30 protein-coding genes are annotated in these 26,651 nt (G+C 50.6%); all 30 read left to right on the forward strand.

The genetic code is table 11. The features are described from left to right. Window positions 1-133: 133 nt before the first annotated feature. The 30 genes from SY83_RS10655 to spoIIID all read left to right on the forward strand — a co-directional run bounded on the left by SY83_RS10655 (window position 134) and on the right by spoIIID (window position 26,591). Complete coding sequence (locus tag SY83_RS10655; protein ID WP_068606336.1) at window positions 134-1,228, forward strand: glycine-rich domain-containing protein; 1,095 nt, start codon at window positions 134-136, stop codon at window positions 1,226-1,228. A 155-nt stretch (window positions 1,229-1,383) separates the two neighbouring features. Beyond that, entirely contained in the window at window positions 1,384-2,013 is a 630-nt protein-coding gene (gene upp, locus SY83_RS10660; protein ID WP_068606340.1) for a uracil phosphoribosyltransferase, read from the forward strand. Between the two features lie 25 nt (window positions 2,014-2,038). Next, window positions 2,039-3,187: a non-hydrolyzing UDP-N-acetylglucosamine 2-epimerase gene (gene wecB, locus SY83_RS10665; protein ID WP_068606342.1), complete on the forward strand. Its 1,149-nt coding sequence runs from the start codon at window positions 2,039-2,041 to the stop codon at window positions 3,185-3,187. Window positions 3,188-3,392: 205 nt separating this feature from the next. After that, complete coding sequence (locus SY83_RS10670) at window positions 3,393-3,626, forward strand: AtpZ/AtpI family protein (RefSeq protein WP_068611044.1); 234 nt, start codon at window positions 3,393-3,395, stop codon at window positions 3,624-3,626. Further along, entirely contained in the window at window positions 3,619-3,990 is a 372-nt protein-coding gene (locus SY83_RS10675) for an ATP synthase subunit I (RefSeq protein ID WP_068606344.1), read from the forward strand. The genes SY83_RS10670 and SY83_RS10675 overlap by 8 nt, the downstream gene beginning before the upstream one ends. Before the next feature lie 38 nt (window positions 3,991-4,028). Beyond that, a complete protein-coding gene (atpB, locus tag SY83_RS10680) occupies window positions 4,029-4,844 on the forward strand; it encodes a F0F1 ATP synthase subunit A (RefSeq protein ID WP_068606346.1) in 816 nt (271 codons plus the stop codon). An 84-nt stretch (window positions 4,845-4,928) separates the two neighbouring features. Continuing rightward, on the forward strand, window positions 4,929-5,147 hold the full coding sequence (atpE, locus tag SY83_RS10685) for a F0F1 ATP synthase subunit C (protein WP_068606348.1): 219 nt from the start codon (window positions 4,929-4,931) through the stop codon (window positions 5,145-5,147). Window positions 5,148-5,254: 107 nt separating this feature from the next. Then, window positions 5,255-5,740 carry a F0F1 ATP synthase subunit B gene (atpF, locus tag SY83_RS10690; RefSeq protein ID WP_068606350.1) on the forward strand — a complete coding sequence of 162 codons (486 nt, stop codon included), beginning with the start codon at window positions 5,255-5,257 and terminating at the stop codon, window positions 5,738-5,740. Further along, on the forward strand, window positions 5,737-6,288 hold the full coding sequence (locus SY83_RS10695) for a F0F1 ATP synthase subunit delta (protein ID WP_068606352.1): 552 nt from the start codon (window positions 5,737-5,739) through the stop codon (window positions 6,286-6,288). The genes atpF and SY83_RS10695 overlap by 4 nt, the downstream gene beginning before the upstream one ends. Before the next feature lie 16 nt (window positions 6,289-6,304). Then, window positions 6,305-7,819, forward strand: a complete 1,515-nt coding sequence (gene atpA, locus SY83_RS10700; RefSeq protein WP_068606354.1) for a F0F1 ATP synthase subunit alpha — start codon at window positions 6,305-6,307, stop codon at window positions 7,817-7,819. A 69-nt stretch (window positions 7,820-7,888) separates the two neighbouring features. Beyond that, a complete protein-coding gene (gene atpG, locus SY83_RS10705) occupies window positions 7,889-8,749 on the forward strand; it encodes an ATP synthase F1 subunit gamma (protein WP_068606356.1) in 861 nt (286 codons plus the stop codon). A 45-nt stretch (window positions 8,750-8,794) separates the two neighbouring features. After that, window positions 8,795-10,201, forward strand: a complete 1,407-nt coding sequence (gene atpD, locus SY83_RS10710) for a F0F1 ATP synthase subunit beta (RefSeq protein ID WP_068606358.1) — start codon at window positions 8,795-8,797, stop codon at window positions 10,199-10,201. A gap of 118 nt (window positions 10,202-10,319) precedes the next feature. Next, window positions 10,320-10,718: a F0F1 ATP synthase subunit epsilon gene (locus SY83_RS10715; protein ID WP_068606359.1), complete on the forward strand. Its 399-nt coding sequence runs from the start codon at window positions 10,320-10,322 to the stop codon at window positions 10,716-10,718. 185 nt (window positions 10,719-10,903) lie between these two features. Further along, complete coding sequence (locus tag SY83_RS10720) at window positions 10,904-11,269, forward strand: NADH-quinone oxidoreductase subunit A (protein WP_068606361.1); 366 nt, start codon at window positions 10,904-10,906, stop codon at window positions 11,267-11,269. Continuing rightward, on the forward strand, window positions 11,254-11,772 hold the full coding sequence (locus tag SY83_RS10725) for a NuoB/complex I 20 kDa subunit family protein (protein ID WP_068606363.1): 519 nt from the start codon (window positions 11,254-11,256) through the stop codon (window positions 11,770-11,772). The genes SY83_RS10720 and SY83_RS10725 overlap by 16 nt, the downstream gene beginning before the upstream one ends. Continuing rightward, window positions 11,769-12,410 (forward strand): NADH-quinone oxidoreductase subunit C, encoded by a 642-nt coding sequence (locus SY83_RS10730; RefSeq protein ID WP_082882468.1) that lies wholly within the window; start codon window positions 11,769-11,771, stop codon window positions 12,408-12,410. The genes SY83_RS10725 and SY83_RS10730 overlap by 4 nt, the downstream gene beginning before the upstream one ends. Window positions 12,411-12,417: 7 nt before the next feature. Continuing rightward, window positions 12,418-13,518, forward strand: a complete 1,101-nt coding sequence (locus SY83_RS10735; protein ID WP_068606365.1) for an NADH-quinone oxidoreductase subunit D — start codon at window positions 12,418-12,420, stop codon at window positions 13,516-13,518. A gap of 2 nt (window positions 13,519-13,520) precedes the next feature. Next, on the forward strand, window positions 13,521-14,531 hold the full coding sequence (gene nuoH / locus SY83_RS10740) for an NADH-quinone oxidoreductase subunit NuoH (RefSeq protein ID WP_068611046.1): 1,011 nt from the start codon (window positions 13,521-13,523) through the stop codon (window positions 14,529-14,531). A gap of 19 nt (window positions 14,532-14,550) precedes the next feature. Next, window positions 14,551-15,000, forward strand: coding sequence for an NADH-quinone oxidoreductase subunit NuoI (gene nuoI, locus SY83_RS10745; RefSeq protein ID WP_068606367.1), 450 nt, complete (start codon window positions 14,551-14,553; stop codon window positions 14,998-15,000). Further along, on the forward strand, window positions 14,997-15,500 hold the full coding sequence (locus SY83_RS10750; RefSeq protein WP_068606369.1) for an NADH-quinone oxidoreductase subunit J: 504 nt from the start codon (window positions 14,997-14,999) through the stop codon (window positions 15,498-15,500). Before nuoI ends, SY83_RS10750 begins: the two co-directional genes overlap by 4 nt. A gap of 1 nt (window position 15,501) precedes the next feature. Next, complete coding sequence (gene nuoK, locus SY83_RS10755; RefSeq protein ID WP_068606371.1) at window positions 15,502-15,813, forward strand: NADH-quinone oxidoreductase subunit NuoK; 312 nt, start codon at window positions 15,502-15,504, stop codon at window positions 15,811-15,813. A gap of 48 nt (window positions 15,814-15,861) precedes the next feature. Next, on the forward strand, window positions 15,862-17,736 hold the full coding sequence (gene nuoL / locus SY83_RS10760) for an NADH-quinone oxidoreductase subunit L (protein ID WP_068606373.1): 1,875 nt from the start codon (window positions 15,862-15,864) through the stop codon (window positions 17,734-17,736). After that, a complete protein-coding gene (locus SY83_RS10765) occupies window positions 17,737-19,374 on the forward strand; it encodes a complex I subunit 4 family protein (protein WP_068606375.1) in 1,638 nt (545 codons plus the stop codon). It begins immediately after the preceding gene. A gap of 5 nt (window positions 19,375-19,379) precedes the next feature. Further along, window positions 19,380-20,924 carry an NADH-quinone oxidoreductase subunit N gene (locus SY83_RS10770; RefSeq protein ID WP_407944618.1) on the forward strand — a complete coding sequence of 515 codons (1,545 nt, stop codon included), beginning with the start codon at window positions 19,380-19,382 and terminating at the stop codon, window positions 20,922-20,924. Between the two features lie 16 nt (window positions 20,925-20,940). Then, window positions 20,941-21,576: an MOSC domain-containing protein gene (locus SY83_RS10775; RefSeq protein ID WP_068606377.1), complete on the forward strand. Its 636-nt coding sequence runs from the start codon at window positions 20,941-20,943 to the stop codon at window positions 21,574-21,576. Window positions 21,577-21,982: 406 nt separating this feature from the next. Continuing rightward, window positions 21,983-22,243 (forward strand): DUF1146 family protein, encoded by a 261-nt coding sequence (locus tag SY83_RS10780; protein WP_068606379.1) that lies wholly within the window; start codon window positions 21,983-21,985, stop codon window positions 22,241-22,243. A 221-nt stretch (window positions 22,244-22,464) separates the two neighbouring features. Then, window positions 22,465-23,781 carry a UDP-N-acetylglucosamine 1-carboxyvinyltransferase gene (murA, locus tag SY83_RS10785; RefSeq protein ID WP_068606381.1) on the forward strand — a complete coding sequence of 439 codons (1,317 nt, stop codon included), beginning with the start codon at window positions 22,465-22,467 and terminating at the stop codon, window positions 23,779-23,781. Window positions 23,782-24,204: 423 nt separating this feature from the next. Next, complete coding sequence (spoIID, locus tag SY83_RS10790) at window positions 24,205-25,284, forward strand: stage II sporulation protein D (RefSeq protein WP_068606384.1); 1,080 nt, start codon at window positions 24,205-24,207, stop codon at window positions 25,282-25,284. A gap of 74 nt (window positions 25,285-25,358) precedes the next feature. After that, window positions 25,359-26,093, forward strand: a complete 735-nt coding sequence (locus SY83_RS10795) for a M23 family metallopeptidase (protein WP_068611048.1) — start codon at window positions 25,359-25,361, stop codon at window positions 26,091-26,093. Window positions 26,094-26,306: 213 nt separating this feature from the next. After that, window positions 26,307-26,591 (forward strand): sporulation transcriptional regulator SpoIIID, encoded by a 285-nt coding sequence (spoIIID, locus tag SY83_RS10800; protein WP_068606386.1) that lies wholly within the window; start codon window positions 26,307-26,309, stop codon window positions 26,589-26,591. Window positions 26,592-26,651: the final 60 nt, after the last annotated feature.

Genomic DNA, 26,651 nt, shown 5'->3' on the forward strand with positions numbered 1-26,651 from the left:
ATATGTTTAAACATATTAAAACAAATTTCGGCTGGTAAGTCAACACCAAACACTTCTAAATTTAACATACTTTAGAGGATAGCCGCGGCCGCATCTGATATAATGACAGTATTACGCTTCGGGGGTGTATTTCATGACGACAGTGGTATTGATTGTACTTGGACTCCTATTTTTTAGCATCATTCTGACCGTGGTTCTGCGTTCACAGCCATCAAGCTCAAAGCTCGATTACCAAGCAGAGATTCCCGCGCACTTGGGCGTTTCTGAAGATCAGCCGGTGTATGCGGTGGTGCTGCATCTGGAAGCGGCATTGCCTTCCGAATATGCGGATGCCGTTAAACTGCGCGTCCTCACAGAGCATCCGCACATGAGCGAAGCCGAGTTTGCATGGAAATGGTTTGAGCTTAAGCGATATTTTGTGATGTGCGCGGTGCTGGATGAAGTTCCGATGTATAGCGTGGCTGTCGATGAAATTTGGCATGAGATGCTGATGTTTACCCGTGAATACAACGCGTTCGGCGAGATGTTTATAGGCCGCGCCATTCATCATGCCCCGCATCTGCCGAAGTCGAACGCTTCAACCAAGGCTGCATCCGATTCAGCAGCACATCCTGCATTCGACCCTGCGTCCCAAGCTGCATCCCATGCGATAACCGACGAAAGAGCCTGGTTTGACTGGCATTACGGCCAATTGTTCCCTCCGGCTCCTTACAGCGCTTATCTGTGGGGCAGTTTCTACAGAACGCCTCTTTCCCATCAAAGGATCGACCGTCTGCGCGATGCGCCGGAAGCCGACCTGGTCGAAGACTTCTACAATAAATCCGCCTACGAATCCTCGTATGAAAATCGAGAGGTAATTCACGATTTGATTCAACATTTTAAAGCACAAGTGGACACCGCCGAGAGCAGATTAAGAACGAATGACCGTCCTTCCAAGGAAGATGCCAGCTTCAGCACGATGTTACCCGCGACAATGCTCTATGTATCCATGGACGATCCGGCCGACTATAGTCGTACGATGGACAGTTTAATGCAGCAGGACCGAAACCATGCGCACAACTCCGGATGCTCCGCAACGATGTATTCCTGCTCAAGCGTCAGCGGAAGCAAATCCGGCGGGCACGACAGCCACCATAACGACGGTCATAACGGAACTTCGTCCTGCTCTTCCTCATCATCGTGTTCCTCCTCGTCCGGCTCTTCGGGTTGCGGAGGCGGTGGAGATTAAGTCTGCTGCGGTAGTGTAGGATGAATTTTACTCTTTTGGCAAAACCTAACCCTGTTCCACATTCCTGCCCTTACTGATACGGGGTGCACTCCAACAGGGTCAGTGATATAATAGGTAGGATTTAGACTTACATACCGCAGGAGGTTACCGTTTCTATGGGCAAATTGTTTATTTGCGACCATCCGCTGATTCAGCATAAACTAACGTTTATCCGTGATGAGAAGACCAATACGAAAGACTTTAGGGAGCTTGTTGACGAAGTGGCGACACTGATGGCTTACGAGATTACCCGTGAAATTAAGCTGGAAGAAGTGACGATCCGAACACCGGTTTCCGATGCCAAATGCAAGATTATCTCGGGCCGCATGCTGGGTTTGGTGCCTATTTTGCGCGCGGGTTTAGGTATGGTTGACGGTATTCTGCAATTGATTCCGGGCGCCAAAGTAGGGCATGTCGGTTTGTACCGCGATCCCGAAACGTTGCTGCCGGTGGAGTACTACGTGAAGCTTCCGACAGATGTGCAGGAGCGTGAACTGATCGTTATTGATCCGATGCTGGCAACAGGCGGTTCCGCGATTATGGCCATTGATGCGCTGAAGAAGAGGGGCTGCGCCCAAATTAAGCTGATGTGTCTCATCGCGGCGCCGGAAGGTGTCAAGGCGGTGCAGGAAGCGCATCCTGAAATCGATATTTATGTTGCGGCCGTAGATGATTATCTGAACGATCACGGTTACATTATCCCGGGCTTGGGTGATGCGGGCGATCGTCTTTTTGGCACGAAATAATACTGAACTGGGCGGGGGAAACCATATGGGCAAAATCAAAGTCATGACGGTGTTCGGGGTGCGTCCCGAAGCTATTAAGATGGCGCCGTTAATTCTTGAATTACAGAAATATCCGGAGCAGATTGAATCGATCGTCTGTGTTACCGCACAGCATCGCCAAATGCTGGATCAGGTGTTGGAGGTGTTCAACATCACGCCAAACTATGATCTGGATGTGATGAAGGACCGCCAGACACTGAATGAGATTACCATCCGTGTATTGCAAGGCCTGGAGCCGGTTATGGCGGAAGCCAAGCCGGATATTGTGCTTGTTCACGGCGATACCCTGACTACGTTCTTGGCGAGTTACGCCGCTTTCCTGCAGCAGATCAAAGTGGGTCATGTGGAAGCTGGATTGCGTACTTGGAACAAGCTCTCTCCTTACCCGGAAGAAATGAACCGTCAATTAACGGGTGTCATTGCGGATCTTCACTTCGCGCCGACGGATTGGTCCGCCGGCAACTTGCGCAAGGAGAACAAGAACGAGGAGCATGTCTATGTCACCGGCAATACCGTGACCGATGTATTCCAGTACACAGTGAAACCGGACTTCACTCATCCTGTATTGGAGTGGGCTGAAGGAAAGCGCTTGATCTTGATGACGGCACACCGCCGGGAAGCTCAGGGCGAGCCGCATCGTCAAATTTTCCGCGCCGTGAAACGTCTTGCCGACGAATTTGAAGATATCGCCATCGTGTATCCGGTTCATCCGAGCCCGGCTGTGAAGGAACCTGCTCAGGAAATATTGGGCGGACATCCCCGTATTAAGCTGATTGACCCGTTGGATGTGGTGGATCTGCACAATTTCTATCCGCACACACATATGATCTTAACGGATTCCGGCGGACTGCAGGAAGAAGCGCCTTCGTACGGCGTGCCGGTACTGGTTTTACGCGATACGACCGAACGTCCGGAGGGCATCGATGCCGGCACGTTGGAGCTGGTGGGTACCGAGGAAGAAGCGGTATTCTCGCGGGCACACGCCTTGTTAACGGATTCGACACTGTATGACAAGATGAGCCAAGCAGCCAACCCTTACGGGGACGGACAAGCTTCGGTTCGAATTGTACAAGCCATCCTCCATCACTTCGGTTTGCAGGATACGCGTCCGGAAGCGTTCACGCAACGTTCATGAATTGCTTGCGACAGCACAGCATACAGTAGTACTGTAGGGTTTACCAATTGCGAAAGTGTAGACGTATCAAGGGCTTAAGCAATTTTGTTCACTAAATGTTTGAATTTATATCAATTGACAAACAGAGTCCTACTTAGATATGATAAACGAGGATTGTAAACGATTTTTTGAAGCCTTCTCAATACTGCGAACGGGAATTGATTCGATGAAAGAACCAAATTCAAGCCAATCTCCATGGCGGGCGATCTCGCTCGTGTCCCTGATCGGCGCCGATTTAGTCGTTTGTGTTTTGATAGGCTTTTTTCTTGGGAAGTATGTAAGCGATTTGATGGGCGATATGCCGATCTTTATCGCTGCAGGCGTTATTCTCGGATTAGCCGTAGGAATCCTCAGCATCGTATACATTCTAAAGCGTTTTACGGAGGATCCGAATGGATGAATTAGCGGGCCGTCTCAAGACGGTGTTTCGCGTAGCGCTTCTGTTTTTGTCGCTTTGCCTGATCGTGTGGATTGTGTATCCACCGCTGCGGGGATATGCGGCAGGTTTAATCCTCGGAACGGCGGCCTCGCTCGGCAACATGTATTACCTCTCGGTGAAAGTAAGACAAGCCTCGGAGTATGCGGTTGCAGGCGTGAAGAAGCGGTTTAATCTTGGGTTTCTGACGAGGGCTGCGATTGCGGTGCTTGCCGTAATGCTCGCTATGCGAGTGGGCGACGTGGAATTGTTCGGCGTCATTCTCGGTTTGTTGTTCTGGCAGGTAGCTATTGTGCTCTCCGGGATTTTCGGCAGCATGAGAAGATAACATTACATATTCCATGGAAAGGGGTGAAAACAAATAAAATGCATGAAGCTCCGATAATCAAATTATTTGGATGGTTCCGTCTGGACCTGTCCGTTGCGATTACCCTTTTAGTTACTTGCGCAATCGTATTCATAATCGCTCGTCTAGCTACACGGAACCTGTCGGTGACGAACCCGTCACGTATGCAGAACTTCCTGGAGTGGGCTGTGGATTTCGTGCGCGGGATTGTATCAAGTACCATGGATATGAAGAAAGGCAAGGTATTCGTTTCTCTGGGCCTTACGCTGATTATGTTTATTTTTGTCGCGAATATGCTCGGTTTACCGTTGACTTTCGTAACAGCGCATGATCATCAGGCCAAATTCCTCGGCATGGAGATTTCTCCTGAGGTGTTTGAGAAGTATGAAGCCGAATCTCACGGCGCTGAAGGTGAAGAAGGCGGCCATGGCCACCATGGACCTGAATTCGCTTGGTGGAAATCGCCTACAGCGGACGCTTCCGTAGCGATGGGATTATCCTTAATCGTCTTCCTGCTGGTGCACTATCTGGGGATGACGCGGAACACCAAATCTTACTTTAAGCACTATCTGGAACCGTTTCCTGTGTTCCTGCCGATTCACCTTGTCGAGAAAGTGGCGAACCTGCTGACACTCGGTATGCGTCTGTTCGGTAACCTGTTCGCGGGTGAGGTGTTGATTGCCACGCTTCTGGGTGCCGGTATTTACGGGATCCCGGCGTTGGTTGTATGGCAAGGTTTCTCCGTCTTCGTTGGTTCCATTCAGGCATTCGTCTTCGTCATGCTGACGATGGTTTACCTGGCACAGTCGCTTGAATCTCACGATGATCATCATTAAGACCGGTAACAACCTCATTTTATTAACTGAAATGGGCAGCAAATAAATTTAAATTATACTTATTTTAAGGGAGGATATTCTATAATGGAATTTCTAGCAGCAGCTATCGCAATTGGCCTTGGTGCACTTGGCGCAGGTTTGGGTAACGGTTTGATCGTAAGTAAGACAGTTGAAGGTATCGCTCGTCAACCAGAACTTAAAGGACCTCTACAAACAACAATGTTTATCGGGGTAGGTTTGGTCGAGGCGATTCCGATTATCACAGTAGTAATGGCGTTCTTGTTCTACGGAGCTGCCGAGTAATACGTACACACGGCGCGGGAGGCCTGTGCCTTCCACGCCTTCATTTTGCTTACAAGTCATATACACATGATTGATTATAGAAGCCTTCCAGAAGGGAGTGACCTGATTTGACTATAGTTTGGGAATCGTCATTAATCGCGATCGTATCGTTTGCGATTCTGTATTTCTTATTGCATAAATACGCTTTCGGTCCGTTGTTCAGCATTATGGAGAAGCGCAGAGAGCACGTCCTGGGCGAAATGCAGGAAGCCGAGAAGAACCGTGCGGAGAGCGCGAAGCTGATGGAAGAGCAGAAAGCGGCTATTCAAGAAGCTCGCAAAGAAGCTTACGGTATTATCGAGCAATCCCGTGCGACAAGCACGAAGCAAGCGGACGAGATTATTCGTACGGCTAAAGAAGAAGCGGCGAAGTTGAAAGACGATGCTGTGAAAGATATCGACAGCGAGAAGAACAAAGCGATCGCCGCATTGCGCGGTGAAGTGGGCGGCTTGTCCGTGAAGATCGCATCGAAAATTCTTGAGAAGCAAGTGGATGAGAAAGCTCAAGAGCAATTGGTTGACCAATACCTTAATAAGGTAGGAGGCAACGTATGAGCCGCGAATCCATAGTCGCTAAGAGATACGCAAGAGCCTTGTTCGAACTGGCCCATGAGAAGGGGCAGGGAGCACAAACCGAGCGTGAACTGAAATTGGTCGTGGAAACGATTGATTCGGATAAAGAATTGCAAGCGTTCCTGAAACATCCGGGCGTACCTGCCGAGGCTAAGACTTCTCTGTTAGAGAAGGCATTTGCCGGGCAAGTATCGGAGCAAGTGATGGGTACGCTGCGTTTGCTGATGGACAAAGGCCGGGAATCGCTTCCCGCGGCTCTGTACACAGCTTACGTTAAGATCGCCGGCGAGAAGCTGGATCTGGCCGACGCTGTGGTTACATCCGCGTTCCCTCTAACAGAGGAAGAACAGCGCGAGGTTTCCGAGAAGTTCAGCCGTATCACCGGCAAGACCATTCGTATTGAAAATGTAATCGACAAGAGCTTAATCGGCGGCATTCAAGTTCGCATCGGCGATCGCCTTTACGACGGAAGCCTGTCCGGCAAGCTGGCTCGCTTGGAACAATCTTTGAAGCAAGCTCAAGCACTGTAGATAGGGGTGAAGAAAATTGAGTATCAGACCTGAAGAAATCAGCTCTTTGATTAAGCAGCAGATTGATCAATATAAATCGGAAATGCAAGTTTACGACGTAGGTACCGTTATTCAAGTTGGTGACGGTATTGCTCGCGTTCACGGTCTGGCCAACGCCATGTCCGGTGAGTTGCTTGAATTTTCTAACGGCGTTGTAGGTATGGCGCTTAACCTTGAAGAAGACAACGTGGGTGTCGTTATCCTCGGCCCTTACACGGAAATCCGCGAAGGCGACCAAGTGAAACGCACAGGCCGCATCATGGAAGTTCCTGTAGGCGAAGCTCTTCTTGGCCGCGTAGTGAACGCATTGGGTTTGCCGGTTGACGGCAAAGGCCCGATCGCTACTACAGCGTTCCGTCCCGTAGAATCCCCTGCACCAGGCGTAATCGAGCGTAAATCCGTTCATGAGCCGATGCAAACAGGTATTAAAGCGATTGACGCGATGGTGCCGATTGGCCGCGGACAACGTGAGTTGATCATCGGTGACCGTCAAACCGGTAAAACCGCAATCGCGATCGACACGATCATTAACCAAAAAGGTAATGGCGTGAAATGTATCTACGTTGCGATCGGTCAGAAACAATCCACGGTTGCGAACGTAGTGGAAACGCTTCGTCGTAACGGCGCTTTGGATTACACAATCGTTGTTACAGCTTCCGCTTCCGAGCCTGCTCCGCTTCAATTCCTAGCGCCATACTCCGGTGCGGCAATGGGTGAGTACTTCATGTACAAGGGCGAGCACGTTCTGATCATCTATGATGATTTGACGAAGCAAGCCGCGGCTTACCGTGAGCTTTCCTTGCTTCTGAAGCGTCCTCCGGGCCGTGAAGCCTATCCGGGCGACGTGTTCTACTTGCATTCCCGTTTGCTTGAGCGCGCGGCGAAACTGAGCGAAGAGCATGGCGGCGGTTCGATGACTGCATTGCCGTTCATCGAGACTCAAGCTTCCGACGTTTCCGCATACATCCCGACGAACGTAATCTCCATTACGGACGGACAGATCTTCCTGGAAGCGGACTTGTTCTATGCAGGTCAACGTCCGGCGATCAACGTAGGTATCTCCGTATCCCGTGTAGGGGGTTCCGCACAGATTAAGGCGATGAAGAAAGTTGCCGGTACGCTGCGTTTGGACCTTGCACAATACCGTGAGCTTGCCGCGTTCGCACAGTTCGGATCCGACTTGGATAAATCGACTCAAGCTCGTCTGAACCGTGGTGCCCGCACGATGGAAATCCTGAAACAAGGTGTGAATCAACCTTTGCCGGTTGAGAAGCAAGTTATTTCCATCTACACGGCGATTAAAGGCTTCCTTGATGAAATTCCGGTTGGCGATGTTGGCCGCTTCGAGAAAGAATTCCTTTCTTACATCGATGCGAACAACGCTGAAGTTCTTCAATCGATCCGCGACACGAAAGACTTGACTGCGGATAACGAGAAGGCGCTTGTAGCTGCCATCGAGAAATTCAAAAAAGGCTTCGCAACAGGAGTTTAACATGAATTAAACGGGTTTGACTTCGGTCAAACCCTAACGGATATATAGAAGTAAAGGCAGGTGAAGAGCATGGCCAAAGGAATGCGCGACATTAAACGCCAAATCAAAAGTATTCAAAACACGCGCCAAATTACGAAAGCGATGGAGATGGTTGCCGCAGCCAAACTGAGAAAGTCTCAGGAAGCCGCTGAAGCCGCACGTCCTTATGCTGAAAAGCTGAAGGAAGTTGTTGCAAGCATCGCAGCAGGCACCAAAGGTGTGAAGCACCCGATGCTGGAGTCCCGCGAAATCAAGAAGACCGGATATTTAATTATCACTTCGGACCGCGGTTTAGCAGGGGGCTATAACGCCAACGTCATCCGTAAGGTAATGACAACCATTCGCGCCAATCACAAGTCCAGCAGCGAGTACGCGCTGTTCGTGATCGGACGTAAAGGCCGCGATTACTTTAAGCGCAGAGACATGGCTATTATTGAAGAAGTAACAGGCTTAAGCGACGCTCCTGTCTTCTCCGATATCAAGTCGATTGCCTCCGCGGCAGTAGGTAACTTTGAGAACGGAACGTATGATGAATTGTACATCGTGTACAACGAATTCGTGAACGCTCTGACTCAAATTCCGGTCATGACCCGACTGCTTCCTCTGGAAGAAGTTACGGCGGCATCCGGAACCGCTGCTTATGAATACGAACCTTCTGCGGAAGGCGTCCTTGAGGTATTGCTGCCGAAATACGCGGAAACGCTGATTTTCAGTGCTCTTCTTGACGCTAAAGCAAGTGAGTTCGGTGCGAAGATGACGGCGATGGGCAGCGCGACGAAGAACGCGACGAAGATGATTAACCAATACACGTTGATCTATAACCGCGCGCGTCAAGCCGCCATCACCCAAGAAATTTCCGAGATCGTGGCCGGAGCGAACGCTCAGAACTAAGCCACATTCCCATAGTAAACACAAAGGTTTAAGGAGGTTAAGCTAATGAATAAAGGGCGCGTTGTAGTCGTCACGGGACCGGTTGTCGACGTTGAATTCGAACGTGGAAACCTGCCTGAAATTTATAATGCCATCAAGATTGAACGCAAAGCGCAAACTCCGGGCGAGAAAGACATCTCCCTGATTGCGGAAGTTGCGGTTCACTTAGGCGATAACCTTGTTCGTTGCGTAGCGATGTCCACCACGGACGGTCTGGTTCGCGGAACAGAAGCGCTTGACCTTGGATCCCCGATTTCCGTTCCTGTTGGCGCGCCTACACTAGGCCGTATCTTTAACGTTCTGGGTGAGCCGATTGATAACGCGGGTGACGTTGTATCCACACAAAGCATGCCGATCCACAGACAAGCACCTGCTTTCGACGAGCTTTCCACGCAAGCGGAGATCCTTGAGACAGGCATTAAAGTTATCGACCTTCTGGCTCCTTACGCCAAGGGCGGTAAAATCGGTCTGTTCGGCGGTGCCGGCGTAGGTAAAACGGTAACGATTCAAGAACTGATCAACAACATCGCGCAAGAGCACGGCGGTATCTCCGTATTCGCGGGTGTTGGCGAGAGAACACGTGAAGGAAATGACTTGTACCATGAGATGAAAGATTCCGGCGTTATCAACAAGACGGCGATGATCTTCGGTCAGATGAACGAGCCGCCGGGCGCGCGTCTTCGCGTAGCTTTGACGGGTCTTACAATGGCAGAATACTTCCGTGACCAAGAAGGTAAAGACGTACTTCTGTTCATCGATAACATCTTCCGCTTTACTCAAGCGGGTTCTGAAGTATCCGCTTTGCTGGGCCGCATGCCGTCCGCGGTAGGTTACCAACCTACGCTTGCTACGGAGATGGGTCAATTGCAAGAGCGTATCACTTCCACGAAGAAGGGTTCCGTTACTTCCATTCAAGCGATCTACGTTCCTGCCGATGACTATACGGATCCGGCTCCGGCAACGACGTTCGCTCACTTGGACGCAACAACGAACCTGGAGCGTAAAATTTCCGAGCTTGGTATCTTCCCTGCGGTAGATCCGCTCGCATCTTCATCCCGTATCCTTGCGCCTGATGTTGTCGGCGAAGAGCATTATAACGTAGCCCAAGGCGTTAAGCGTCTGTTGCAGCGTTATAAAGAACTTCAAGACATCATCGCCATCCTGGGTATGGATGAGTTGTCCGAGGAAGATAAACTGACGGTGCAACGCGCGCGTAAAGTGCAGCGTTTCTTGTCCCAACCGTTCCACGTTGCCGAGCAGTTTACAGGTCTTAAAGGTAAATACGTACCGGTTAAAGAAACAGTACGCAGCTTCAAAGAAATCCTTGAAGGCAAGCATGACGAATTGCCGGAAGCGGCTTTCATGTACGTGGGCACAATTGAAGAAGCTGTCGAGAAAGCCAAAACCGTTTAATATACGATCGTATTAGTTCGCTAATACTCTATCGATATTTCTCCGGAATGATACGAGCTGCCCGTCTAACTTCAGGCGGCAGCCGTTTCACCTTGATGCGTTTCTTAGGAGGAAAAGCATGAGCACATTACTGTTAGAAATTGTCACGCCTGAGCGTAAAGTTTACGCTGAGCAAGTGGACATGGTCGTGGTGAACGGTGTGGAAGGCCAGCTGGGCATCCTGCCGAATCATATTCCGATGGTAACGCCTCTGAAGATCGCGCCTGTAAAGGTAAAGAAGGGCAATACCGAGGAAGTGATCGCCGTCGGCGGCGGCTTCGTTGAAGTCCGCAAAGATAAGGTGGTTATTCTGGCGGAAAGCGCGGAACTGCCTGCGAATATCGACATCGAACGTGCGCGGGCTGCCAAAGAGCGCGCTGAACAGCGCCTTACAGGCAAGCACAAAGATGTGGATCTACGCCGTGCGGAACTGTCGCTCCAAAGAGCAATCAACCGGATTAACATTCTTAATAAGTAACATGAGAGAGCATGGGCTAACGCCTGTGCTCTTTTTTTGCATTCATATCTGAAATCGCTCAATTTTCACACACTTGGCAATAGACGGAAATCAAACCCTTTTGTTATAATGTAAGGGGTTTTATTACCAAATCACATTTTATTTATAAGTAATTTCTATAAATCAACGGAGGGCGATGTCGGGCAATGTACTCGAACCATTATGTGATTTTGGCCATATTTATCGGACTGTCTGTGCTGCTACCGGTTGTTGCCTTATCCGTGGGGCGCCTATTGCGCCCGAACAAACCTACCGAGGCGAAGCAGTCCACTTATGAAAGCGGTAACGAACCTGTCGGGGACAGCCATATCCGGTTTAATATCCGCTACTATCTGTTTGCATTGATGTTCGTCATTTTTGACATTGAGACGGTCTTCCTTTATCCGTGGGCTGTCGCTTACAATCAATTGGGTCTGTTTGCGCTAGTGGAGATGTTTATTTTCGTAATCATGCTGGGTGTGGCTTTCCTGTATGCCTGGAAGAAGAAGGTGCTGAAGTGGAATTCAATCTAGAATCAATTTCACCTGAGGATCGCGAAGAACTGGAACGCAACGTGTTCTTTGTCACATTAGAGCAGCTTAAAGCCTGGGCCCGAAGTAACTCCCTGTGGCCGATGACGTTCGGACTCGCCTGTTGTGCAATTGAGATGATGGGCACGGGCGCTTCCCACTATGATCTGGACCGCTTCGGCGTCATGTTCCGTACCTCGCCGCGGCAATCCGATGTGATGATTGTAGCCGGTACGGTAACGAAGAAGATGGGTCCGTTGTTAAAGCGGCTCTATGACCAGATGCCCGAGCCGAAATGGGTAATTGCTATGGGTTCTTGCGCTACGGCAGGCGGTCCTTACATTAAATCCTATGCGGTAATTAAAGGCGTGGATCAGATCGTCCCGGTCGATGTCTATATTCCCGGATGCCCGCCTAATCCAGCCGCTTTAATCTACGGAATCAACAAGCTGCAAGAGAAAATACGCTACGAAGCCAAGACAGGGAAGAGGGTGACGGGCCGATGAGCGAGGTCGATAACAAGAATACCCCCGACATCATGGATTCCGCTCCGAACCCCGATAAAGAAGCTAAAGCCGCGGCGGCTGCTGAAGCCCGTGCCGCACGCGCCGCCGCCAGAGCGAAAGCATCGGAAGAGGAAACGCCTGCCGAGCCCAAACCTCCTTCACCCAATCAACCTCTGCTGGATCAACTGGCGGCCTTAATCCGGGCAGAGGTGGCACCGGGCGCGGTGGAGGAAGCTCATATCAACGAACTGGATCGTCATATCCCAACCTTAACGATCCATTCCGCCTTTTGGTACGAAACAGCCGAGCTTCTTAAATTCCATCCATCCTTGCAATTAACTTATCTGCGCAACCTATCCGGGGTGGATCATGAAACCCATCTGGAAGCCGTATATCACCTGATCTCCCTTGAGCATAAGCAGGATTATTGCTTTAAAGTAAGAACGGACCGGGAACAGCCATCTATTCCTTCGGTTACACCAATCTGGAGTACAGCGAACTGGAATGAAAGGGAGATCTACGACCTGCTCGGGATACAATTTCCCGGCCACCCGGATCTGCGCAGAATTATGATGTCCGATGACTGGGTGGGTCACCCGCTACGCAAAGATTATGAGCCGCTAGATCCGGAGGTGTAATCGCAGCTTGATACGTACAGAAGAATTGCTATTGAACGTCGGCCCCCAACATCCGAGCACACACGGTGTATTCCGGATTGTCGTTCAGCTTGACGGTGAGATCATCACAGCGGCCGACCCGGTCATGGGCTATCTGCACAGGGGAACGGAGAAGCTAGCCGAGAACTTGAGTTATACACAGATTATTCCGTATACGGATCGAATGGATTATGTGTCCGCCATGACGAACAATTATGTTCTGGTTCATGCAGTAGAGACGTTGATGGGTCTGGAAATCCCGGAACGAGCCGAGTACATGCGGTTGATCGTGATGGAATTGCAAAGGATCGCCAGCCACCTCGTCTGGTGGGGAACCTACTTGTTGGATATCGGGGCAATGAGCCCGTTCTTGTTCGCCTTTCGAGACAGGGAGATCATCATAGACTTGTTCAATGAACTCTGCGGGGCCCGGTTAACCTACAACTACATGCGTGTAGGCGGCGTGAAATGGGACGCGCCTGAAGGATGGCTCGAGAAGGTGAGGGACTTTATCCCTTACATGCGGGAGAAGCTGGAAGAATACAACAACCTGGTCAGCGGCAACGAGATTTTTCTGGCCCGGATCAAGGGAGTTGGCGCCTATGACGCGCAGACAGCCATTGATTACGGCTTGAGCGGAGCGAATCTTCGCTGCACCGGTGTGAAATGGGATGTGCGGAAGGACCAGCCTTACAGCATTTACGATCGGTTTGAATTCGACGTGCCGACAGGCGTCAACGGAGATTGCTACGACCGCTACCTCATCCGGCTGGAAGAGGTTCGTCAAAGCCTGCGCATTCTGGAGCAAGCGCTGGAGCAGATGCCTTCTTCAGGCGAGACGATGGGGAAAGTCCCGCGTGTCGTCCGCCCGCCCGCAGGAGAAGTCTATGCGCGCATTGAATCTCCCAGAGGGGAGATCGGCTGTCATATCGTCTCCAGGGGCAAGCAAGAGCCTTACAGGCTCAAGTTCCGCCGTCCCTCCTTCGTAAACCTGCAAATTCTGCCCAAGCTGCTGGTCGGTGAGACGATGACGAATTTAATTACCATTCTGGGCGGGATTGATATCGTCGTAGGCGAGGTGGACTGCTGATGATGAACGAGTTGCTACAGGGGCCGATGACATGGACGGTTTTCCTGCAATTGTTCCTGCTTAGCGCGTGCATGCTGGGTATAGTGCTCTTCTTTGTAACCTACGCCATCTATTTTGAACGCAAAATTCTGGGTTGGATGCAATTCCGCATTGGACCCAACCGTGTAGGCCCGCTCGGGCTGTTACAGTCGGTGGCCGATATCGCCAAACTCTTGATGAAAGAAGACACCGTGCCCAAGAAAGCGGACCGGTTCCTGTTCACGATCGCCCCGGCCATCGCGTTCATTCCGTCCTTCTCAATACTGGCTACGATACCGTATACGGAGACGCTTCATTTTGCTAATCTGGATGCGGGTGTACTCTATTATGTGGCGCTTTCGGGAATTTCAACAATCGGGATTGTAATTGCGGGCTGGGCGTCCAACAATAAATACTCCCTGCTCGGAGGCATGCGTTCCGCGGCCCAAATGATCAGCTACGAGGTCCCGCTGGTTATCTCAGTTACGGGTGTGATAATGCTGAGCGGCAGTATGAACCTGATGACCGTCGTTCAGCAGCAAGGCGATAACTTCTGGCAATGGAATGTGCTGCCGCAAATTATAGGCTTCGCTGTATTCGTGGTCGCCGGCATTTCCGAGCTGAACCGGACGCCGTTCGACCTGCCGGAGGCGGAATCCGAGCTTGTCGCGGGTTACCATGTCGAGTACAGCGGCTTTCGCTTCGCCTTCTTCATGTTGGCCGAGTACGTCTACGTATTCGCCATATCCGCACTGACGACGCTGTTGTTTCTGGGCGGATGGCAGGCGCCGCTCGCTTTCCTGGATTTCATCCCCGGGCTGATCTGGTTCCTGCTCAAATTCGCGGCTATCGTCTTTTTCCTGATCTGGCTGCGCGGCACTTTACCGAGAATTCGAGTCGATCAGCTGATGAGCATGGGGTGGAAGGTTCTTCTGCCGCTGTCCTTGCTGAATATTTTTGTAACGGCCGTATATATGGAATTGTTCATCAAATAGACGAACGGGAAGTGTTGAGATGAAGGGTATTATGAAAGGCATGGGCGTCACATTCAAAGCCATGACCCAGAAGAAAGTCACACACATGTACCCTGACGTGCCGCTGCAGATGCCGGACCGGTTCCGGGGTATTCAATATTTTGATCCGGAGAAATGTATCGTCTGCAATCAATGTGCGCGAATATGTCCGACCGATTGTATCACCTTGACAGGAAAAGCGAATCCCGACCCCGAGAAGAAGGGCAAGGTCATTGACACGTATGATATTAATTTTGAAATATGCATCTTATGCGATCTGTGCACTGAGGTATGTCCGACAGAGGCGATTGTAATGACGAATAACTTCGAGTTAAGCGCGTACAGCCGGGATGATCTGTTCAAAAATATGGCGTGGCTCAGCGAAAACGATCAGTTCATCCGTAAGGAGAATAATTCAGCGCTCCCGAAGGGAGGGGCCAAGTCAACATGATGTCCGGCGAATTTATGGTCTTTACGTTCATCGCGGTTTGCGTGATTACAGGTGCGGTGCTGATGGTCAGCTTGGATAAAGTCGTACACTCGGTGGTCGCATTGGCGTTTACCTTTATCGGGTTGGCGGGTTTGTATCTGCTGCTTTCCGCGGAGTTTGTGGCGTTTGTGCAAATCCTGATCTATGCCGGAGCGATTACGATTCTGATGATCTTTGGCATTATGATGACGAAGCATAGCGAAGACGGCAAGGAACCGCACCGTCCGTGGCATCAAGCGCTGCTGTTCATCGGAGTTGTCGCGCTGTTCGGCATCTTGTTCTTCGCGATTCGGGATGCTGTATTTCCGGCAAGCGAGGCGCTTCAGGCAGGAGAAGATCATGTGCTCGAGATCGGCAAGCTTCTTTATACGGAGCAAGTGCTGCCGTTCGAATTGGTGTCGGTGCTGCTGACAGTAGCGTTCATCGGGGCGATTGTTCTGGCCAAAAGGGAGGAGGAGTAACATGACCGGTATGCTTGCCTCCTACCTCATCCTGGCTGCTGTATTGTTCTGCCTGGGGCTATACGGGGCGTTATCCAAGTCCAATGCCGTCATCGTTCTGCTTTCGGTGGAATTAATGTTGAACGCCGTAAACCTGAACCTGATCGCCTTTGCCAAATACGGTGTCGGTCCGTCGCTCACGGGGCAGATCTTCTCTTTATTCACGATGGCTGTGGCCGCCGCGGAGGTTGCCGTGGGCATAGCCATTCTTATCGCGCTGTATCGCCGCAAAGGCACGGTGGATGTGACGGAAATGGACGAAATGAAGCATTGAAGCATCGAAGCGTCGAAGCATTAAGAAGCACTACTTAGGAGGAAACTCATGTCTTACTCCCAAACCGCCTGGATCATTCCTTTGCTGCCCCTGGTCTCTTTCACCTTGCTATTAGCTTTCGGCAGGCAAATGAAGGAAGCGGGCGCCTGGATCAGCACACTCTTGACCGGCATGTCCTTTGTATGGGCTGTCCTCACGCTGGTTGCGCGTTTAGGCAAGCCGGTTAGTGATTACGCATGGTCGTATAACTGGCTGCAGCTGGAGGATACGGCGCTCAGCATGGGCTACGAACTCACGAATCTCAACAGCTGGATGATGGTGGTCGTAACCTTTGTCAGCTTGCTGGTAAATCTGTATTCCAAAGGATATATGCATGGCGATGAACGCATTACGGTGTTCTACGGCTATGTATCCCTGTTCACCTTTTCAATGCTCGGACTGGTGCTTTCCCAGAATTTATTGCAGCTATACGTGTTCTGGGAGCTTGTCGGCGTCTGTTCATTCTTGTTGGTGGGGTTCTGGTTCTTCAAGCCGGAAGCGAAAGCTGCGGCCAAGAAAGCCTTCATCGTCACTCGGATCGGCGACGTGGGATTATTTCTGGCGATACTGATTCTCTTCTGGCAGATGCCCGGACATGCGCTGGATTTCACCTCTATACATAACGCTTTCACAGGTAATGAAATCACACCGGGCTGGACCACGCTGATTGCGATTCTGATCTTTATCGGCGCCATCGGCAAATCAGGCCAATTCCCGCTCCATACCTGGCTGCCCGATGCGATGGAAGGACCGACGCCGATCTCGGCGCTGATCCACGCGGCGACCATGGTTGCGGCCGGCGTATACTTGATCGTGCGAACCTACGACATCTTTGCCGCATCTCCGGATGCGCTCTTGGTTGTCGCACTCGTCGGCGCGTTCACAGCCGTATTTGCCGCCACGATCGGCATGGCGCAGCACGACATCAAGCGCATTCTGGCTTATTCCACCGTCAGTCAGCTGGGATATATGATGATGGCGCTTGGGCTGGGCTCCGTATCGGCGGGCATGTTCCATCTGACGACACACGCCTTTTTTAAAGCGCTGCTGTTCCTCGGCGCAGGTTCGGTCATTCACGCGTTACACCGTCAGGATATCCGCGAAATGGGCGGTCTTGCATCCAAAATGAAGATCACGGCGGTCACCTTCGCCATTGGGGCTTTGGCGCTTTCCGGCATCCCGCCGTTTTCGGGCTTCTGGTCCAAGGACGCCATCCTGACTGTGGCTTATGAAGAGAATAAGTTACTGTTCGGGATCGGGTTAATTACAGCCTTCTTTACCGCATTCTACATGGCGCGGTTGTACTTCCTGGTGTTCGGCGGCAAGAGGAGCGGGCCAACCCGGAACGGACACCAAGAACATGTGCATGAATCGCCTCCTGTCATGACTTTGCCGCTGATCCTGCTTGCTGTTCCCGCGGTTCTGGCTGGCTTCCTCTCCACGCCGTGGAACGGTTGGTTCGGCGAATGGCTGACCGGTCTGCCTGCGGAAGAACACGCGAATCTGATCGTGATGGTTCTGTCGGCATTAGCAGGCATCGGCGGGATCATACTTGGGTATCTGATGTATGAGAAAGGCAGCGTTCCCGCAGATATCGTGTCTCGCCAAGTCCCTTGGTTAGCACGCTTAACGGAGCGGAAGTACTATATCGACGAGCTGTATGACCGCATAATCGTCGCGCCGCTTCGCGGGTTGGGGCATGTATTGCAGGTACTGGACGATGTTGTGATTGGCGGCATCGTTCGCATGAGTGCCAGAGCCGCTGTGGGACTTGGTCGAAACGGCGTCAAGCTGCAGAACGGCCAGGTGCAGACCTACGGTCTGGTCAGTTTACTGGGGTTTGTCCTCTTCGTGATCTTGCTAGTAGGAAGGAGGTATGGGTAGATGCTGAATCAAGCGTGGCCGCTGTTATCCCTCATTACATTCTCGCCGCTGATCGGCATCCTCCTGATAGCCTTCCTGTCGCAAACGAAGGGCAAATGGATTCGGATCATCGCCGTTTCCGCCGCCGCGCTTCCTTTGTTGGGATCCGCCTGGCTGTACGGTCATTTCAGTCATATAGCCGAGGGGCCTCAATTTATGGAGTCCTATGCGTTCCTGCAAATCCCGTTGAGTCAGGAATCGGAGATGCTGAGTCAGTACACGTCGTACTTTTACCAGTTTAACTATACGATGGCGGTGGATGGTCTATCCCTGCCGCTGGTGTTTCTGACTTCACTCATTGCCTTTATGGCGGTCATGGCCTCCCTGACAATCCGCAAGCGCTTGAAGTCCTTTTATATCCTCTTTCTGTTGTTGGAGATCGGGATGCTCGGGGTATTCATGGCTCGGGATCTGATTCTGTTCTTCCTCTTCTTTGAGATCACGCTTGTGGCGATGTTTTTCCTGGTCGGCATATGGGGCTATGTCCATCGGGAAAAAGCCGCAAATCAGTTTCTGATTTACAACGGGATTGGCTCAGCCGTCATGCTTCTGGCATTTATTCTTTTAATTACGACGGCAGGCTTTACGATGAACCAAGTCAATGATACGACCGCGAGCATCTCCTATAGCGGGGACATCGGAACGATTATGGAGCATCTTAGAGACCCTCAGGCACCGGTCAATCAAGATCCGGGGGATCAGGGCGCGGGCGCGGTGCCTTTCTTTTTGTCTGAGGGGATGCGGGGGATGATCTTCTTCTTGCTGTTGATCGCTTTCGGCATTAAACTGCCGGTGTTCCCGTTCCACACTTGGATGTTGAAAGTTCATACGGAAGCGCCGACATCCATTGTCATGATTCACTCGGGCATTCTGCTGAAAATGGGAGCTTACGGTCTGATACGGTTTGGGGCCGGATTTTTCCCGGATCAAGCGGAACGTTGGGCGTGGGTGATTGCGGGGCTCGGGGTCATTAATATTCTGTACGGAGCAGTCCTTGCATTAGTCCAAAATGAATTCAAACTGCTCCTCGCCTACTCCAGTATCAGTCATATGGGCATCGTGCTCCTGGGAATCGCCGCGATGAATCCCGTTGGGCTTCAGGGCGCGGTCTATCAGATGATATCCCATGGCTTGATATCCGCACTGCTCTTCCTGATTGTAGGCAGCATCTATGAGCGTACACAAACAACGGAGTTAGATCGGCTTGGCGGGCTGGCCGCCAATCTTCCTTTCATCTCCGGCATCTTGCTTTTCGCGGGGCTGGCGTCGATTGGGTTGCCGGGACTTTCCGGATTTATCGGGGAGTTGCTGTCGTTCATCGGGTTGTTTAAATCCATGCCTGTTCTCACCGCGGTGGGAACGCTGGGGATCATTCTGGGGGCCGTTTATATGCTGCGGGGCGTGCTGAGTATTACGTACGGTACTTCTCTGTTTGCGGAGCGCGATCTGCGTGACGCCCGGTTCATGGAAGCTTTGCCTATGGTCACCTTGGTGGCATTCATTCTGCTGCTGGGTATTTATCCATCCCTTATTACCGAACCCATGCAGCAAACCTTCGGTCCGTTGCTCCACGCGGCGGCTGCGAAGATAGGAGGTTAGCGAAAGTGGATACGCTGCAGTCTGTTCCGAACTTATCATTCACCGACCTGACTAACATGCAGTACTTAGTGCCCGAATTGGTTATTGTTATCATGATGTTTGTTCTTATTGTGCTGGACTTACTCCTTCCCAAATCCGTGCACCGGTCGATCATCGGCTGGTTGACGGTGGCGGCACTCATTACCGCGGCCGGGTTTGTTGTCCGCGATCTGGGATGGGGCGCAAGCGAACCGATTACGTTCATTCGGAATACGTACCGTATCGATGATTTTGCCAACTTGTTCAAAATAATTTTCCTGAGCTCTGCCGCACTGATTGTGTTCATGAGTCTGGGTTCGGTTTCCGATGAGGAAATTCCGCAGCAAGCGGAAATGTATTATCTGTTTCTTCCGGCCACCCTGGGTGCGATGGTTGTTGCTTCCTCCGGCGACTTGATTACGCTATTCATCGGGTTGGAGTTGATGAGTGTTACGACATATATTCTGGTCGGCATTCGTAAGAGCCGCATGCAATCAACGGAGGGCGCGTTTAAATACGTTGTACTAAGCGGGATTTCCTCGGCATTCTTGCTGTATGGGATGTCCTTTCTGTACGGAATGACGGGGACAACGGATCTCGCTCTGCTAAGACAAGGCTTGATGGCGGGCTTTGAACAATTTGATTTGTTGATTTATATCAGCTTCTTTCTCATGTTGGTCGGGATTGCTTTCAAAATCGCCGCGGCCCCGTTCCACACTTGGGCCGCCGATGTGTACCAGGGAGCGCCGATTCCTGTTGCCGCGTTTCTGGCGGTCGTCTCCAAGGGGGCGGGCATCGCGTTGCTTTACCGATTAATCTATAATGTTTTCTATGGTGTGGGTTCCGAGGCGGTGCTGTTTCATGACGATGTTTTTCTGGCGCTGTCTGTACTTGCGGCTGCCGCGATGATCTTCGGGAACACACTGGCTTTGAGACAGCGCAATACGAAGAGGCTGTTGGCCTTCTCAGGCATTGCGAACAGCGGGTATTTGCTTGTGCCGATCAGTTTGCCGTTTACGATCGTTCATTTCGATGTTTTCTCTGAAGGTATGTATTATCTGATTGCGTATGCGCTGATGAATATCGGAGCCTTCGCTGTGATAACAGCAGTGAATAAAGCCTCGGGACATGAAGAGCTCAGCGGCTTTGCTGGACTGTACTACCGTGCCCCTTCAACCGCATTGGCAATGGTGGCCTTGGTATTGTCTTTGGCCGGATTACCTCTCACGGGCGGTTTTATGGGTAAACTCTATATCCTGCTTGGCACCATGTCGACACATCAGTACTGGCTCGGTGCCGTGATGATCCTGACCAGTGTAATTTCATACTATTACTATTTCGGCATCATTCGCCAAATGTTCATGCGTTCCGGGCCGGAAGCCGTGCTGATTATGGCTATGCCGCTGCGGCTCACGATTTGGTTCTGCGCCGCGGGCTCGGTTATACTGGGCTTTTTTCCAGGGCGGATTATAGACGGTATCCGTCAGCTATTCAGTATAAGCTCGGATCTATTGTTCAAAATCAGTACTTAAGTACGAGGTGAGCTACATGAAAATAATCGCCCTATATGCGGGAGGACCCCGTATTACCCATACAAAGACAACGGAGTTACACTCCGGGATCTCTAAGCAAACAACATCCCGGCTGCAAGTAACCAAAGAAACGATTCAAGGTGACGGGGTAGCGCTTACCGCCTATCATGGAGGGCCAGACCGTGTAGTATGTTTCTATTCCCGGGAGCATTACGGAACATGGGAAGCGGAGTATGGAAAGCAGATGCAGGCACCGGGCGTCGGCGAGAACCTGCTAACCGAGGGAATGCTTGAATCGGATGTCTGTATCGGAGATGTGTACCAGATCGGCAACACTATGCTGCAAGTGACGCAGGGACGGGTTCCTTGTGACACGATATCCAAATACAATGAGATGCCTAACTTGCATTTGCGATTCGCGGAAACCGGCTGGACGGGATACTTTATGAGGGTGCTGAGCGAAGGGGAGATTACTTTGGAATCCCGGGTAACACTTTTGGAGAGGAATCCGAATGCCTGTTCCGTGTTGGAGGCGAATCGAATCTTTTTTCATGAGAAGAAGAATGCGGATTCCATGCAAAGGCTTCTCTGTTCTAATGGTTTGGCCAAGGTTTGGCAAGATCGAATAGAGGAACGTTTGCTGGAATTATAACAAAAACCATGCGATGTAAACCAATATATCCAGAAGAGCAGGCCAAAAAGGTTCTGCTCTTTCACATTTTACTGAAAAAATGCAAGAAATGGGACTTTTGACTCCTTTCCATGAAGCGGAAAGCATCTTATCATTTTCAAGGGGAGTTTTCATTCGACAGATTCCCCGGGAAATAGACAAAGATGGGACAAATAGTCCCATTGATTATTTCTTGCCTGATTCAGATGCCATAGTCCGGTTTAAAATTAGAATGGAAAAAGGCACCACCACTCCTTCTCACGAAGGTCCTTAGTCCTTGACCGGATGATGGAGACCATAATTTAGGGTGATTAGATTCAAACGTTTCGCACCTCCGTTGATTTATGAGATAATATTCACAAAGTCTACGGCAGGAGTGTGAAATAGAATGGATCCTTCAACACCAACAACTCTGGTATCATCAATTGGGTTGAGCGGCGTAATCAATATCACGGTTGTGTTGGTATGTATTATTTTGGCATGGTGGTCGCTGCAGAAGTTTCGGTTTGATGTATTGATGCGGGAACCCCGCAGTCCGCAAGGAAAAGTGTTGCACGTATTTCTGTCCGTCGTCATCGGCTATCAGGTGGCTAAGTTTATTTTTGACTATGTGATCTGGGCGAGAATGATGAAATATATCGCAATTTGACGACAGAATATGGAATAAGCCTTCTTCGTAATGCGAACAATGAATAACAACCGTACCAAACGGGGGTCGGCTTACGAACGTTATTAGAGTGACTGTCATGGGATTGCCACAATATAACGCTTGTACGCGGGCCTGAAGCGAGGTACACTCGAGAGTGGAGCTTAAGTTATGACTACAAAATTAGACATATTTCATCAGAATATGCGCGGAGGGAACCAAGCATGAGTAAATTTATCGTCCGCGGCGGAAAACGTCTGACCGGAACCGTTAAAGTAAGTGGAGCCAAGAACTCCGTACTTCCGATCATTGCTGCCTCGATCTTAGGAGAAGAGGGAGTCAGCGTTATCCACGATGCCCCCCCACTTGACGATGTATTGACAATTAATCAGTTACTTGAAACGTTAGGAATCACAATTGAATATGCCAATGAAACGATTCGCGTTCATGCCAATCGTGAAATAAAGACAGAAGCTTCTTATGAGCTTGTTCGCAAAATGAGAGCCTCATTCTTAGTCATGGGTCCTCTCCTTGCCCGTCAAGGACATGCAAGAATCGCTTTGCCTGGCGGATGCGCGATCGGCACAAGACCGATTGACCAGCATTTGAAGGGTTTTGAAGCGCTGGGTGCCGAAATCGGTCTGGGTCAAGGTTACATTGAAGCCAAAGTCAACGGCCGCTTGAAAGGCGCTAAGATTTATCTGGATTTCGCGAGTGTCGGAGCGACCCAGAATATTATGATGGCCGCTACATTGGCTCAAGGCACTACGACTATTGAGAATGCCGCTAAAGAACCGGAAATTGTGGATCTGGCGAATTACCTCAATGCGATGGGCGCTGTCGTACGCGGAGCAGGAACAGGCGTGATCCGGATCGAAGGTGTCGAGAAGCTTCGCGGCGCGAACCACACCGTCATTCCGGACCGTGTCGAAGCGGGAACGTATATGATCGCCGGAGCCATCACAGGCGGAGATATCTACGTGGAAGGCGCAATTGCCGATCACCTGACACCTGTCATTGCCAAGATGGAAGAAATGGGAGTAACGGTCATTCCGGATGAGAATGGGATTCGGGTGTTAGCAGATCGTCCGTTGCGCGCGGTAGACGTTAAGACTCTTCCGTACCCGGGCTTCCCGACGGATATGCAATCCCAGATGATGGCGTTGCTTATGGTATCCGAAGGAACCAGCATTATGACGGAGACGGTATTCGAGAACCGGTACATGCACGTGCCTGAGTTCGAGAATATGCGCGGATCCATCAAAGTGGACGGCAGAACCGCGATTGTCAGCGGAGGCACGAAACTGGTCGGAGCCAAAGTGGTGGCAACCGACTTGCGCGCCGGCGCGGCCTTGATCCTTGCGGGTCTTGTAGCGGACGGCGAAACCGAAGTTGGCGGCACGCATCATATTGACCGGGGCTACGTGAACCTGGCCTACAAGTTCAAGCAACTTGGCGCGGACGTAAACCGGATTGAACCGGAACGGAACTATCAAGAAGAAGCACCGATGTACGCTGAAGTTCAATCTTCTTTAGCATAATACGAATTTATTCAGCCGGTCCCTTGGGGACCGGTTTTTCTCTATTCCTCGAAAGTGAAGTTTCCATAAGCGGATTCTATACCTCAGGTCCTGTAAGGAACTCCAGAGGCCTTATTTAGACTAATAACGATTCACTGCCACTTTAACGAACCCCAGACACTCTATTTAACTACATTACTTGAATTCTCTCGGCTTTTTGACACAATAGCACCTCCTCAGTTCCTTACAACTGAAACGTTACGAAAATTGATCGTTTAGCGTCATCTGAGTTCGTTAAACTTTTGTGGCAAAAACTATGGCTATATAAATTAGATTTTTTGGACAATCTCCGTGAAGAGGTCATTTCTTCAGCGATTCTATCATAAGTTAAGGTACAACTCTTAAATCTGATAGTCTGCGCCGCTGCGCCACGGAGGATCATGGATGAAGAATAGACTTTACAAACGATCAACTTACGCCCAAGGCTTTCGTCCCCGGACCGCGTTTTCCTTGCGAAAGTACAAGCTTGCCCTGTTGGCCGCCGTGTGGCTCGCTTCCGGGATGACCGTAATCGTTGGGCTGCCTTGGATTCTAGTACAGCAACAAGAGAGGCTGGAACCCTCTGGAACCACATCGAATCAGACGACGAATGTACCTAAGACGGCGAAACCGACTACACTTGAACCCACAGTCCCTGTCTATCTCACCGAGCAAAAAAAAATCGCCGAACTTCCGCTAGAGACATACATCGAGGGCGTGGTTGCCGCGGAGATGCCGGTTGCTTTTGAAATGGAAGCTTTGAAAGCTCAGGCGATCGCCGCCCGCACTTATATTGTAAGAAGGGTAAGAGCGGGGGATCATTCAGGCGTACCTGTGAAAGAGGCGATCGTGACCGATAAGGTCAATCATCAAGCCTACAAAACAGATGAAGATCTCCGCCGGCAATGGGGACTTGCCTATGAACGCAATCAAGAGAAAATTCGACAAGCCGTAGAGGAAACGGCAGGGGAGATCATCCTCTACAAGGGGCAGCCCATACATGCTCTGTACTTTTCTACAAGCAACGGTTATACCGAGAATGCGGAGGATTATTGGGGCGCTCCGGTGGCCTACCTGAAGAGCGTCCCGAGCCCCTGGGATACAGCGATTTCTCCCAAATATAAAGAAACAGTCGTGATGGATTACCGAACCTTTTTGCGCAAACTGGGTATAGGGAATGTATCTGCACTCAGCACCAAGAGTCCATTCATTAGAGTGTTAGAGCGGACAGAAGGTCGCCGCATCGCGAAAATTCGCATCGGTAGTCAGATTCTCACAGGCAAGGAAGTGCGAGAGAAACTGGATTTGCGATCCTCTCAATTCATCTGGACCATCAAAGGAACTCAGATTGAAATCACCACATTCGGATATGGTCACGGCGTGGGGATGAGTCAATGGGGTGCGAACGGCTTGGCCAAAATGGGGAAAAGTGCGAATGAGATCCTAACAACCTATTACAGCGGGGTTGAAATCAGGTCTCTATGAATTTCAATAAAAATTCTATCACCTCACGTATAAAAGAGATTCTCGTGGCAACAATGGTTGTTGAGGTGATAGAAATGAACAATGACAAAAACAAAGATTTACTGCAAGACGAAGCTCCTAAAACCAACGAAGGAGCCGTAGTACAAGCTTCAAGATGGAACAAGCTAGCGGCAAAGAAATGGATATTCCCAGCGACGTACATGGCAGCGGCGGCAATTATTCTAACGTTAATGTGGGTCTACCAGGGCGGAGACAACAAGTCTCTTACGAAAGACGACCTGGGGATTACACAGACGGAAGGAAAGATTGACGAAGAAGGCAATGCTGTTCCCGTAACCGCCGTGGCTGAACCGTTAGGGTATCCTGTCGCAGATCCGACAGCGCTGGAAGTTAAGAAGCCTTTCTATGAACAAGATGCTTCAGCTGAAGTAAAGCAAGCGGCCGTAGTAGAGTACGATGATACGTACACGTTACATATGGGCGTAGATTACTCCGCGGCAGACGACAAACCGTTTGATGTGCTGGCTGCGCTGACAGGTAAAGTGACTCGCTCCGAGAAACACCCGTTGTTAGGTCACTTGGTTGAAATTACGTCGGAAGGCGGCTTGAAAACCGTTTACCAAAGTTTGTCGGACGTAACCGTTAAAGCGGAACAACAAGTGAAAAAGGGCGATGTCATCGCCAAGGCGGGACGCAATGAACTGGAGAAGGACCTAGGCGTTCATGTCCATTTCGAAGTGCGCGAGAACGATAAAGCCGTGAATCCGGACACTTTGTTTGAAGCCAAACAGGAAAACGAAGATCAATAATATTTCCCGCGAAATAACCGGTGAAATATAGGTTAGAAGCAGGCAGGCCAAGGGCCGGTCTGCTTTTTTTTGACCCCGATAAATGCTGCTAAGGCCGCTCGTCCCAAAAATAATTCGCTGTAAAAAGGCTTGTCAGGCTTGGAAACAAAGAATATAACGTTATGCCCCTCATATAATGTACCAATCTATCTTCGAGTTAGGGAGGCGAGGGGCGTGCACGATTACATCAAGGAACGGACCATTAAGATCGGTCGTTGTATTGTGGAAACGAAGAACACGGTTCGAACGATTGCGAAAGAATTTGGGGTTTCCAAGAGCACGGTTCACAAAGACCTGACGGAAAGACTCCCGGAAATCAACCCGGATCTGGCTAACCAGGTCAAGACCATCCTCGAATATCACAAATCCATACGTCATCTTCGCGGCGGCGAAGCCACCAAAATCAAGTATAAGAAGACGACACCAAAGAAGAAAGAGGCGGTATTTGCCCGGACATAACCCCTTGAATTGGTATAGTTTTCCCGCGCCCTGCATGATTTTTCATGAAAAAGTTAAATT

Origin of the sequence: Paenibacillus swuensis, from assembly GCF_001644605.1 — a bacterium.
In the GTDB taxonomy this organism is placed as follows: Bacteria; Bacillota; Bacilli; order Paenibacillales; family DY6; genus Paenibacillus_N; species Paenibacillus_N swuensis.